At 35.9% G+C, this 12,712-nt stretch carries 16 protein-coding genes; all 16 read left to right on the top strand.

What is annotated here, in order from left to right; genetic code table 11:
- Positions 1-38 precede the first annotated feature (38 nt).
- The gene (gene prmC, locus HLK68_RS02965) at positions 39-890 is read left to right on the top strand and encodes a peptide chain release factor N(5)-glutamine methyltransferase (RefSeq protein WP_006784593.1); all 852 of its coding nucleotides are present in this window, start codon (positions 39-41) and stop codon (positions 888-890) included.
- A gap of 896 nt (positions 891-1,786) precedes the next feature.
- Positions 1,787-2,389, top strand: coding sequence for an L-threonylcarbamoyladenylate synthase (locus tag HLK68_RS02960; RefSeq protein ID WP_132942579.1), 603 nt, complete (start codon positions 1,787-1,789; stop codon positions 2,387-2,389).
- Positions 2,390-2,455: 66 nt separating this feature from the next.
- On the top strand, positions 2,456-3,166 hold the full coding sequence (locus HLK68_RS02955) for a stage II sporulation protein R (RefSeq protein ID WP_006784595.1): 711 nt from the start codon (positions 2,456-2,458) through the stop codon (positions 3,164-3,166).
- A 440-nt stretch (positions 3,167-3,606) separates the two neighbouring features.
- Complete coding sequence (locus tag HLK68_RS02950; protein WP_006784596.1) at positions 3,607-4,023, top strand: hypothetical protein; 417 nt, start codon at positions 3,607-3,609, stop codon at positions 4,021-4,023.
- 133 nt (positions 4,024-4,156) lie between these two features.
- Positions 4,157-4,612, top strand: coding sequence for a ribose 5-phosphate isomerase B (rpiB, locus tag HLK68_RS02945; protein ID WP_132942578.1), 456 nt, complete (start codon positions 4,157-4,159; stop codon positions 4,610-4,612).
- 226 nt (positions 4,613-4,838) lie between these two features.
- Positions 4,839-5,465: a uracil phosphoribosyltransferase gene (upp, locus tag HLK68_RS02940; protein WP_425598129.1), complete on the top strand. Its 627-nt coding sequence runs from the start codon at positions 4,839-4,841 to the stop codon at positions 5,463-5,465.
- Positions 5,466-5,699 (top strand): AtpZ/AtpI family protein, encoded by a 234-nt coding sequence (locus HLK68_RS02935; protein ID WP_006784599.1) that lies wholly within the window; start codon positions 5,466-5,468, stop codon positions 5,697-5,699.
- Complete coding sequence (locus HLK68_RS02930) at positions 5,696-6,097, top strand: ATP synthase subunit I (RefSeq protein WP_006784600.1); 402 nt, start codon at positions 5,696-5,698, stop codon at positions 6,095-6,097. Before HLK68_RS02935 ends, HLK68_RS02930 begins: the two co-directional genes overlap by 4 nt.
- 144 nt (positions 6,098-6,241) lie before the next feature.
- Positions 6,242-6,925, top strand: coding sequence for a F0F1 ATP synthase subunit A (gene atpB / locus HLK68_RS02925; protein WP_006784601.1), 684 nt, complete (start codon positions 6,242-6,244; stop codon positions 6,923-6,925).
- 50 nt (positions 6,926-6,975) lie between these two features.
- On the top strand, positions 6,976-7,260 hold the full coding sequence (atpE, locus tag HLK68_RS02920) for an ATP synthase F0 subunit C (RefSeq protein WP_006784602.1): 285 nt from the start codon (positions 6,976-6,978) through the stop codon (positions 7,258-7,260).
- A 54-nt stretch (positions 7,261-7,314) separates the two neighbouring features.
- Positions 7,315-7,815, top strand: coding sequence for a F0F1 ATP synthase subunit B (gene atpF, locus HLK68_RS02915; protein ID WP_006784603.1), 501 nt, complete (start codon positions 7,315-7,317; stop codon positions 7,813-7,815).
- A complete protein-coding gene (locus HLK68_RS02910) occupies positions 7,808-8,350 on the top strand; it encodes a F0F1 ATP synthase subunit delta (RefSeq protein WP_009606119.1) in 543 nt (180 codons plus the stop codon). The genes atpF and HLK68_RS02910 overlap by 8 nt, the downstream gene beginning before the upstream one ends.
- Before the next feature lie 17 nt (positions 8,351-8,367).
- Complete coding sequence (atpA, locus tag HLK68_RS02905; protein ID WP_006784605.1) at positions 8,368-9,867, top strand: F0F1 ATP synthase subunit alpha; 1,500 nt, start codon at positions 8,368-8,370, stop codon at positions 9,865-9,867.
- 22 nt (positions 9,868-9,889) lie between these two features.
- Positions 9,890-10,747 (top strand): ATP synthase F1 subunit gamma, encoded by an 858-nt coding sequence (atpG, locus tag HLK68_RS02900; protein ID WP_132942577.1) that lies wholly within the window; start codon positions 9,890-9,892, stop codon positions 10,745-10,747.
- Between the two features lie 16 nt (positions 10,748-10,763).
- A complete protein-coding gene (gene atpD, locus HLK68_RS02895; protein ID WP_006784607.1) occupies positions 10,764-12,167 on the top strand; it encodes a F0F1 ATP synthase subunit beta in 1,404 nt (467 codons plus the stop codon).
- Between the two features lie 23 nt (positions 12,168-12,190).
- Positions 12,191-12,592, top strand: coding sequence for an ATP synthase F1 subunit epsilon (gene atpC, locus HLK68_RS02890; protein WP_155062175.1), 402 nt, complete (start codon positions 12,191-12,193; stop codon positions 12,590-12,592).
- Positions 12,593-12,712 lie beyond the last annotated feature (120 nt).

Here is a 12,712-nt window from a genome sequence, read left to right as displayed (position 1 = left end):
AGTAAAATGGGATTGATTTTAAGAAGACGGTGATAAAAATGAAAACAATGCGCGAATTGTTAAAGTGGGCTGAAGATTATGCCCTTGAAAATGGAAAAGAAGATTCAGCTGTTAAATTATTATTAATGCATGTAACTGGGAAAGAGAGTTACGAAATTTTAGCTGATATGAATATGGAAGTGCCACAAGAACAAGTTGAAGAATTTGAACGTAGTGTTAAAACGTATGTGGAGCAAAATATCCCTGTGCAACACATTATGGGCTATGAAACGTTCTTTGGTCATAAATTTATCGTAAATGATGACGTATTAATTCCTCGTTTTGAAACGGAAGAGTTAGTAGCTAATGTTTTATCAACATATGATGATGTGTTTGATGGGGCAGCAGTTAAACTCGTTGATGTTGGAACAGGTAGTGGTGCAATTGGTGTTACTTTAGCGGTTGAAGAGCCAAATATGGAAGTGACAGTAACTGAGCTTTCTGAGGCAGCTTTAGAAGTGGCAAAGAAAAATGCTGCTAATTTAGGAGCTAATGTGACGTTCTATCAAGGGGATATGTTACAACCTTTAATTGAACGTGGATTAAAGTTTGATATTTTAGTTTCAAATCCTCCATATATTCCATTAACTGAAGATGTGGATCCACTTGTGAAAGATAATGAACCACACTTAGCTTTATTTGGTGGAGAAGATGGATTAAAATTCTATCGTCAAATTTTAAAAGATGCTCATAAAGTGGTAAATGAGAAAAATATTATTGCATTTGAGCATGCTTATAATCACAAAGAAGCCATGGCTGAACTTGTGAAACAACACTTCCCAAATGCAGAATTTGAAACATTAAAAGACCTAAACGGAAAAGACCGTATGACAATTATTATAAATAAGTAGGGGGGACCCAGGCTAGCGAAGCTAGATTTCCTCAATCACTGGGGAGATATAAAGTAAGAGATTGAACCTCGTTTAAGATGAAAGCGAGCGAAGAGAGCTCTTAGCTTTCCTCCGCTAGTGGGCGGGGGGACCCAGGCTAGCGAAGCTAGATTTCCTCAATCACTGGGGAGATATAAAGTAAGAGATTGAACCTCGTTTAAGATGAAAGCGAGCGAAGAGAGCTCTTAGCTTTCCTCTGCTAGTGGGCGGGGGGACCCAGGCTAGCGAAGCTAGATTTCCTCAATCACTGGGGAGATATAAAGTAAGAGATTGAACCTCGTTTAAGATGAAAGCGAGCGAAGAGAGCTCTTAGCTTTCCTCTGCTAGTGGGCGAGGGGACCCAGGCTAGCGAAGCTAGATTTCCTCAACCACTGGGGAGATATAAAGTAAGAGATTGAACCTCGTTTAAGATGAAAGCGAGCGAAGAGAGCTCTTAGCTTTCCTCCGCTAGTGGGCGGGGGGACCCAGGCTAGCGAAGCTAGATTTCCTCAACCACTGGGGAGATATAAAGTAAGAGATTGAACCTCGTTTAAGATGAAAGCGAGCGAAGAGAGCTCTTAGCTTTCCTCCGCTAGTGGGCGGGGGGACCCAGGCTAGCGAAGCTAGATTTCCTCAACCACTGGGGAGATATAAAGTAAGAGATTGAACCTCGTTTAAGATGAAAGCGAGCGAAGAGAGCTCTTAGCTTTCCTCCGCTAGTGGGCGGGGGTGAACCTTGCTTAAGATGAAATAAATCAAATGTTCTCTTAGTTATTATTAGCAAAGAGAGAATACTATCTTTAATTATGATGATAGAGTAAGTAATGTATAGAATGGGGATGTCTTTAGACATCCTCCTTTTTGTAGGAGGAATATGAATGATTTTTAAAAAGGAACAGCTATCTGAAATAATAGGACAACTTCATGAAGATGATGTCATTGTTTTTCCAACTGATACGGTGTATGGAATTGGGGCTAATATTCATTCTCCCATTGCTTTGAATAAGATTTTTGAGGTGAAGAATCGTCCGACAGATAAGTCACTGATTATTTTATGTGCGAATGTTATGCAGATGGAGGAGATTGTTGGACCACTAGATCAACAGGTTAAGGTGCTTGTGGATAATTTTTTACCTGGAGGATTGACGCTAATATTGAATACAAAGTTGGAGTTAGCAGATGAGATTACACGTGGAAAATCGACAATTGGATTACGTATTCCAAATCATCCAGTGGCTCTTGAATTGCTAGAGAAGGTCGGGCCCTTAGCTACAACGAGTGCTAATATTTCTGGAGAACCTAGTCCGACAATGATAGAAACTTCGAATCCAGTTATCTCTCGTGTGAAGTTTGTTATTGATGATGGAGAGACGATGGAGAAAGTACCATCTACTATTTTAGATTGCACGCAAAGTGAGATAGTTATTTTACGCCAAGGTGCTATTTCAGAAGAAGAAATAAAAAAAGTTTTAAAAAAATAAAGTTAGATGTATAATTTTAAAAAAATCATCCATACTGAGTTATCAGCGAAAGGGATGGTGTTTGAGATGACAAACAAAACAAAAATTATCGTAGCAATAACTTTAATTATGATGGTAGTAGTATACCAAATAGGAAAAACTGAAACAAAAACAACATATGCAGAGGAAACTGTGACAGTGAATGATACAGCAATTAGAATTCGTATTATTCCTAATTCAAATAAATATGAAGATCAACAAGCTAAGAAAATGGTTCGATTTGCTATTGATGAATATTTAGCAAACAATAAAACATATTTTGAAACGATTGATTCAACTCGACAATTTATTGTTGAAAATATTGGTGAGATTGAAAAAACAGTAGCTTATGTTTTAGATACTATCAATTATGATGAAGAGTTCGAGGTTTCATATGGTGCACATTTATTTCCGGAAAAACAATACAACGGAGCAACTTATGATGCAGGTTACTATGAAAGTTTAGTTATTACAATCGGTGATGGTCTTGGTAACAATTGGTGGTGTTTTATGAACCCTGATCTTTGTTTAGGTCCAAGTGCAACTAAAGCTGAGGAATCAGACGATCATTGGAATGCTCAATATACAGCAATGGAGACAACACAAGAGGCATTTCAAACTAAACAATTTAAATCATATTTTGGTGAAGTGTTTGAAACTCTTTTTGGTGGGCGTGACACTAAAGTAAATGAGAATACTTATGCAAAGGTAGATCAATCAGCAAAAGCAAATTGGTATTTATATGAGGATGAATATTAAAATATTCTTTGCTTATAAAAACAAACACTCCCATTCAACTCCTTTTATCTAGTTAAGAATAATGAAGCAGCAATTGCTTTGTTATTCTTTTTTTGTTATTTAAGTATTTTATTAATAATTTAGCTAGATAGCGAATATAGATTTAGATATATAACTGTGATTAATTTTCTCTATATCAGTCTGCTAAGTTTTGTACATTAGTTGATTGCCCTATTAATAGAAGGTCATTTTATTTGAAAATAATAGGCGACCCGTCTAGTTAGTGTTTATATCATCAATCGAGTCTAATTCGAAAGTGTGTAAAACATTTCTGTAGATATATAGAAAGAAACTTTTATCGGGATTATAGTTGGACTTGATTATCAAGTATCTGAATAACTCAGACCAACTTTCATTATCCAGGTTATGAATCGTTATGTATATAGGAGGGGGAGTAGATTATGGCAAGTGTGAAACGTTATACAAGTGAAGATTATGATTTAGTATGTGAATTTGTAAAAAGAGCATCAGGGATTGAAACAGTAAATGAGGAAATTATCGCCCATTCTGTTTTAATTAAGAATGACGAAGAGGTGACTGGGATGGTATCTTACGAAAAGTTTGATGGATTAGGGATTATTCGTTATTTCATTTATAATCATCAAATTAATCCCGATTTATTAGTTAATATGTTTTTTGAATTGTACGCTAGTGCTAAGGCAGCGGGAATTAATCAACTGATTTCAATGGCTAATCAACCATATGCTTACCAGTTGTTTGAATTACTAGGATTTATTGAGGTGAAGAAACCAACTAATTTAGGGGAATCAGATTTATTTAAAGATGATCAGATGCGTGTTATGAGTATTAAATTTTAGATAAATGGAAATGATTAGATAAAAATGGAAGATAAAAGTGGGAAAATTTTGAAGGATAGTTTTATTTATCACCTAAATTTTATGATATAATAAAATGGATGTGATTTTGACAGGTAAGAAGGAGTGTATATTCATGAAAGTAGCTATTGCATGTGATCATGGTGGATTTGCGTTAAAACAAGAAATTTTAGCTTTATTAAACGATATGAATGTACAATATGAGGACTTTGGAAGTTATAATGATTGTGCGGTAGATTATCCAGATTACGCGTTTAAAGTATCAGAAGCTGTTGCAGCTAAAGAATTTGATCGTGGAATCTTAATTTGTGGTACTGGAATCGGAATTAGTATTGCAGCGAATAAAGTTAAGGGAATTCGTTGTGCATTAGTTCATGATTTATTTTCTGCAAAAGCAACTCGCGAACATAACGATTCAAATGTTTTAGCAATGGGAGGACGTGTCATTGGTCCGGGTCTTGCTCGTGAAATCGTTTCTGTATGGTTAACAACGGAATTTATGGGTGCACACCATACTGCACGTGTTGAGAAAATATCAAAATATGAAAACGCTTATGAAATCCTGAAATAGGATTTCTTTTTTTGTTAAACATATAAATAGTAAGATTCGTTCAAACTGATAGAGTGTGTACAATAGATAATGTTGTTGAAAAAAATGATAAACGTAAAAATTTTGTAGAAACATGTAAATGTATTCACGATTTATACTATTTATTGATTGAAATGATAGTTAAAAAGTTGTAGAATTACTAAATGAATTATGAAAAATTATAGAAAAAAAAGAGGTGACCGACGTGATTAAAGTTAATATTTTAGATCATCCGTTAATTCAACATAAGCTAACACAAATCCGACAAAAGGAAACATCGACAACTCAATTTCGCCAAATGATTAATGAAATCGGTGGATTAATGGTTTATGAAATTACGCGTGATTTACCATTAGAACAAATCGAAATTCAAACACCAGTTGCAACAACTAAGGCTAATGTTATTGCAGGTAAAAAAATGGTTGTTGTACCAATTTTACGTGCTGGTCTTGGAATGGTTGACGGTATCTTACAAATGATTCCATCTGCTCGTATTGGACATATTGGAATTTTCCGTGATGAAGAGACATTACAACCAGTTGAGTATTTCGCAAAGTTCCCAGATGGACTTGATCAACGTGATATTTTCATTGTTGACCCGATGTTAGCAACAGGGGGATCTGCTATTGCAGCAATCAATTCAATTAAAAAACGCGGAGCTAAAAATATTAAACTTGTTTGTTTAGTTGGTGCACCTGAAGGAGTTAAAGCAGTTAATGAAGCTCACCCAGATGTAACAATTTACTTAGCATCTTTAGATGAGAAATTGAACGAAAAAGGTTACATTGTACCTGGTCTTGGAGATGCAGGAGACCGAATTTTCGGAACGAAATAAATGAGTGAATCACCTAAAGTTGTAAAAGCCATGAAGTGGATGACGCTTATGTCACAGGTTGGAATTACGATGGTAGCTAATATTATGGTTGGTTTATTTATCGGTAAATATCTTGACCAGTGGTTGCATACATCTCCGTTATTTTTATTATTATTTATCTTTATCGGGTTCTTCAGCGGCATTAAAAGTGTTTATCTGTTAATAATTAAAATAGATAAGAGGGATAAGTCTTGAGTCAATTACAGAATGATCCAATTAGAGTCGTACCTAAAAGAGTTATTCAATTGGCATTGGTTTTTACTTTTTTAATTGCAATTGTGGCAATGGTATTTAAGTGGCCAATGGTAAATATGATAATCGGGTACTGGCTAGGAGTTATTGTTAACCTTATTAATTTCCGATTAATTGTTATTGGTGCTAAAAATGCACTAGATCGTCAAGAAAAGGGTGCTAGGTCATCGATGATGTCGAATTTAGTTATTCGATTAGTCATTTATGCCGCAACACTTGTTCTAGCAGTTCAGTTTGGAACTCATGCATTTATTGCAGCAATTATTGGAATTTCAATGGTACGATTTGCGATTCAAACTGATGGTTTCTTTACGTTTGGCTATGGAAAAAACAAAAAGTAATCATCGTTGAATATATAGCTCAATAGATTGTTTTTAACAAACTAGAGCCAAAACTTAAAACAGATTATGTGTGTTTTAGGGGTAAGAATTAAAAAGTAAAATATTGATTCATTTTCTATGAATCTCTAAGAAAGGAGGTTAAGAATGAGTCCATTACTAATGAAAATCGTTGTTGAAAATTCTAATGGAGAAACATTAGTTAATCCAACGGTTGCCAATTCAGTTTTATTGGTCGTTGTGTTATGTGTACTATTTATCTGGTTTGGTAGCAAAGTTAAAAAGGCAGATCCATCGAAACCATCGAAGGGTGTTGTCCTATTCTTAGAGATACTGATTACAGGTATTGAAGGATTAGTAGATCAAACAATGGGGACTAAGCATATGAAATTTGCCCCATATATTGGAACTTTAGCTGTGTATTTAGTCTGTGCCAATTTATTGGGGCTTATTGGATTAACAGCACCAACATCAGATTACAACGTCACATTAGCCTTGGCTGTTATGACTATTGTCTTAATGGTTGGATCAGGGATCAAAACTAAAGGTATTGGTGGTTACTTATACGACACATATCTTGGGGACTTCCCATTCTTATTACCTTTAAATATTACTGGAGAGCTTGCGAAACCAATCTCGTTATCTTTCCGTTTGTTTGGTAATATTTTAAGTGGTGGTATTATTATGTCACTTGTATATCAAGCACTTGGATGGTTCTCACCATTAATCGCTCCATTTGCGCATGGATATTTTGATATCTTTGCGGGAGTTATTCAAACGCTCATCTTTATCATGTTAACCATGATTTGGACACAAGGGGCAATGGAGTAATCCAAAAATTAAAAAAATTAAAATAACAAGTTATTAGGAGGAATTTAATTATGTTTTTACAAACTGTTGCATCAACAATTTCAAATGAAGCATTCGTATTAGGTATGTCAGCTGTTGGAGCTGGAATCGCAGTATGTTCAGGTATCGGGACAGGGATCGGGCAAGGTAATGCCGCAGGTCAAGCTGCTGCAGCTGTTGGACGTCAACCAGAAGCAAAAGGTGATGTAATGCAAATGATGATCTTAGGTCAAGCGATCGCGGAAACATCAGCAATCTACGGATTCGTAGTAGCAATCATCTTATTATTCATCAACCCATTCATCGGTCAATTATAATTCATATAAACTAACTAATTATATCTAAGACTGATAAGAAAGGGGGCAACCTACTTGCAAATCTATATCATGCCAGACTGGATCAACTTCACGTTACAAATCTTGTCGACTCTAGTCTTATTCTTTGTCATTAAGCATTTTGCATGGGCTCCTATGAAAGAATTCTTACGTAAGCGTCAAGAGTTAGTTTCTGAAGAGATTAATCATGCAGAAATGTTAAAAGCAGATGCAATTGCTTTAAAACAATCTGCAGAAGCGCAAGTGCAAGTTGCACGCGATGAAGCACGTGAAATCGTTGAAAATTCTAAGAAACAAGCACAAAATATTCATGATGAAATCGTGACAAGTGCTCGCATGGAAGCTCAACAAAAATTAGCGAAAGCATCAGCCGATATCGAACAAGAACGTAAGGCTGTTTATGCGAGTATTCGTGAGGATATCGTTGAGTTAGCAGTAAGTTCTGCAGAAAAAATGATTGAAAAAGAAATCGATGCAAAAGCACACGATGAATTATTTAATCAATTCGTATCTAAAGTAGGTGGAAGCCATGAGTAAAATTGCTTCTACTTATGCTAAAGCTTTATATGATATTGCTTTAGAAGAAAATGTTTTAGAAGAAGTTAAAAATGATTTTAATGTGATTGTTTCATCTATAAAAGAACAACCACAATTCTTAAATGTTTTAACACTTCCAAAACTAGATAAAGAAGAGAAAAAACAATTAATTAAATCTATTTTCTCATCAAATACTCCACAAATTTCAGTTAATTTTTTAATGGTATTAATTGATAAAGACCGTATCGATTTATTAAATGAAATTGTGGTTGCCTTTAACCAAATGGTTAATGAGCATTTCGGCATTGTTGAAGGAACTGTTTATTCAGCTGTTCCATTGAGTGATGCTCAGTTAAATCAGTTAACATATGTTTTTACAAAAAAATTAAACCAAAAAGTTAAGCTTAACGTAGTTATTGATCCATCATTACTTGGTGGTTATAAAGTAAACTTAGGAGATGTTGTTTATGACAACACAATTAAGTTACAATTAAAAAACTTAAAACAAAATCTAATGAACGTTGAGTTAAAATAGAATAGAGGTGAGCATTGGTGGCCATCAAACCGGAAGAAATTAGTGCAATTTTGCGCGAGCAAATTAAAAACTATGAGCAAGTATTAGATGTAACTGAAACTGGTACGGTATTAACAGTTGGGGACGGAATCGCTCGTGTTCATGGTCTTCAAAATGTCATGGCTGGGGAAATTATTGAATTTGCCTCAGGTGCTGTTGGGATGGCACAAAACCTTGAAGAAGATAACGTTGGGGTTATCATCTTAGGGGAGTACCGTTCAATTAGTGAAGGTGACGAAGTTAAACGTACAGGACGTATCATGTCTGTTCCAGTAGGAGAGGCATTAATCGGACGTGTTGTAGACGCATTAGGAAATCCAATCGATGGATTAGGTCCAATCGATACGAATAAATATCGTCCAACAGAAGCAAAAGCAACAGGAGTAATGGCTCGTAAATCAGTTCATGAACCATTACAAACAGGGATCAAAGCGATTGATGCTTTAGTTCCAATCGGACGTGGACAACGTGAGTTAATCATCGGTGACCGTCAAACTGGTAAAACAGCAATCGCAGTTGATACAATCTTAAACCAAAAAGGTCAAGATGTTATCTGTATTTATGTTGCTATTGGACAAAAAGAATCTACTGTAAACTCAGTAGTTGAAACATTAAAGAAACATGATGCAATGAACTATACAATCGTTGTATCTGCATCAGCTTCTCAACCATCTCCAATGTTATACGTTGCACCATATTCAGGTGTTGCGATGGCAGAAGAGTTCATGTACGCTGGTAAACACGTATTAATTATTTATGATGATTTATCTAAACAAGCAGCTGCTTACCGTGAGTTATCATTATTATTAAAACGTCCACCAGGTCGTGAAGCATATCCAGGGGATGTATTCTACTTACATTCTCGTTTACTTGAGCGTGCAGCGAAGTTAAATGATGAGTTAGGGGCAGGATCAATTACTGCTTTACCATTCATTGAAACACAAGCTGGTGACTTATCAGCATACGTTGCAACAAACGTTATTTCGATTACAGATGGACAAATCTTCTTAAAATCAGATTACTTCCATTCTGGTATCCGTCCTGCGATTGATGCCGGGTTATCAGTATCACGTGTAGGGGGATCTGCTCAAATCAAAGCAATGAAAAAAGTTGCGGGGACATTACGTCTTGATTTAGCTTCTTACCGTGAATTAGAAGCCTTCGCTCAATTCGGATCTGACTTAGATGAGTCAACTCGTGCTAAACTTGCTCGCGGGGAACGCACAGTTGAAGTATTAAAACAAGGTGTTAATCAACCAGTTGCGGTTGAAAAACAAGTATGTATCATCTACGCATTAGTTAATGGATTCTTAGATAGCATCGAATTAGCAGATATCGCTCGTTTTGAAAAAGAATTATACACATTCTTAGAAAATGAACGTCCACAAATCTTTGCACATATTCGTGATACAAAAGATTTACCAGATACAGATTTATTAAACGAAGCAATTGAGAGCTTTAAAGCCGTTTTCAATTAATAAATAAGGACGGTGAACTAGTATGGCTCAATCAATGCGTGATATAAAAGATAAAATCAATTCGACTCAAAATACGAGTCAGATTACTAAAGCCATGCAAATGGTTTCAGCGGCGAAGTTAACGAAATCAGAAGCTAAAACTAAAAACTATCACCACTACATGGAAACGTTAGAGGATATGGTGCGAAATATTTCAAACTCATCTAGCATGAGCCACCATCCTTTCTTTAAATCAAAAAGTGAAGCTAATTGTACTGGATACTTAGTTATTACTTCAGATCGTGGTCTTGCAGGTGGATATAATAGTAATGTTTTAAAACTTTTGCAACAACAAATTGATTCAAAACCAAGCGATCAATCTAAACTTTATATGATTGGTAGCAAAGGATTTGATTATGCAAAACGTTCTAACTTAGTCGTTGAGAATGAATTTGTTTTCGTTCCAGATGACATTGTATATCAAGACATTAAACCGGTTGTGGATAAAGTAATCGGAGATTATATGGCTGGAGTTATTAGTGAGGTCGTAGTGGTTTATAACCATTACGTTTCAAAAATCGCTCAAGAACCTATGACAAAACAAATTTTACCTTTAGAGTCAAAGAAAGCAGAGAAATCAAAGGCTCAATATTCATTTGAACCTAAAGAAGAAGATGTAATCAATGCCATTTTACCGAAATATTTAGAGGGAACTATTTATGGTGTTGCGATTACAGCTAAGCTTTCAGAGCATGCCTCTCGTATGAATGCGATGCAAAATGCAACTGATAATGCAGTTGAAATCATTAAGAATTTACAGTTAGTTTACAATAGAGCAAGGCAAGCAGCAATTACTCAAGAAATCACTGAGATTGTCGGTGGAGCTTCAGCCTTAGAATAAAAGGAGGTCATTACAAATGGCAACAGGTCATATTGTAGCCGTAATCGGACCAGTAGTAGACGTGAAGTTTGGTTTAGACCATCTTCCTGCTATTTACAATGCCTTAACTGTTGATTATGAAGTTGGTGGGGAACGTAAATCATTAACACTTGAAGTTGCAGTGCAACTTGGTGATGGTGTTGTACGTACTGTCGCAATGGATGCAACAGACGGGTTAGTCCGCGGTTTAGAAGTTGTGGATACAGGAAATGCAATTAGCGTACCAGTAGGAGAAGCAACTTTAGGACGTATTTTCAACGTATTAGGTCAACCAGTAGATAATAAAGGTGAGGTTCCAGCAGGAACACCACATGAAGGAATTCATAAAGAAGCTCCTAAATTTGAAGAGTTATCAACAACTGTTGAAATCCTTGAAACAGGAATCAAAGTAGTAGACTTATTAGCACCTTATATCAAAGGTGGTAAAATCGGTTTATTCGGTGGTGCCGGAGTAGGGAAAACAGTATTAATTCAGGAATTAATTAACAATATCGCTCAAGAGCATGGTGGGATTTCAGTATTCGCCGGTGTAGGAGAACGTACTCGTGAAGGGAACGACTTATACCATGAAATGACTGAATCAGGAGTAATCAATAAAACTGCCATGGTATTCGGACAAATGAACGAACCACCTGGAGCACGTTTACGTGTTGCCTTAACTGGTTTAACAATGGCTGAATATTTCCGCGATGAGTTAAAACAAGACGTATTATTATTCATCGATAATATCTTCCGTTTCACGCAAGCAGGTTCTGAGGTTTCTGCCCTTTTAGGACGTATGCCTTCAGCGGTAGGTTACCAACCAACACTTGCAACTGAGATGGGACAATTACAAGAGCGTATCACATCAACTAAAGAAGGATCAATCACTTCTATTCAGGCAGTATACGTTCCTGCGGATGACTATACTGACCCAGCGCCAGCTACAACATTCGCCCACTTAGATGCGACAACAAACTTAGAGCGTCGTATTGCTGCAATGGGTATCTATCCAGCGGTAGACCCACTTGCTTCAACTTCACGCGCTTTATCACCAGACATCGTAGGACAAGAACACTATGATGTAGCTCGTCGTGTACAGATGATGTTACAACGTTACCGTGAGTTACAAGATATCATCGCTATCTTAGGTATGGATGAGTTAAGTGAAGAAGATAAAAAAGTTGTGCACCGTGCACGTCGTGTTCAATTATTCTTATCTCAAAGCTTCCACGTAGCAGAACAGTTTACAGGATTAAAAGGTTCTTATGTACCAGTTGCTGAAACAGTTCGCGCATTCAAAGAAATCTTAGATGGAAAACATGATAATTTACCAGAAGAAGCATTCCGTTTAGTTGGAACAATCGAGCAAGCAATCGAAAAAGCTAATAAGATGAAATAGTGTGAGGTGGTACTGTGTCAGTAATGACGGTTCGCGTAGTAACACCAGATAAACTTGTATTCGATGGAGAAGCAGAACGCATCTTTGCACGTGGTATTGACGGTGATTTTGCTGTTTTATACAATCATATTCCAATGATGACACCACTTGGTGTTGGAGAGTTACGTATTGATATGAATGGGGAAAGTTCATATATTGCAATTGATAATGGTATTTTCGAGGTTTCTAATAACCATGTTAATGTTTTATCAAATGATGCAATGATGGCTGAAGACATTGATGTTGCACGTGCTAAAATGGATCTTGAACGTACTGAACGTCAAAAACAAAATGCTAAAACACGTGAAGATTTAATTAAATCTGAAATGGAAATCGTTAAACTTCTTAACCAAATACGAGTTGGTGAAAAAAGAATTTCTGAATAAATAAAAAAATCCCACATTTCAATTTTGAATTGTGGGATTTTTTTACATTTATCTCGGGAAATTTATTAAAATGATTTAAATAAACTCAGATAGGATGTAAAATGATTTTTATAAGCTTCT

The sequence above is a fragment of the Turicibacter sanguinis genome, from assembly GCF_013046825.1.
Taxonomy (GTDB): Bacteria; Bacillota_I; Bacilli_A; order MOL361; family Turicibacteraceae; genus Turicibacter; species Turicibacter sanguinis.
Note: the sequence above shows the minus strand (reverse complement) of the source record. Positions and strands in the feature narration are given on the sequence as shown.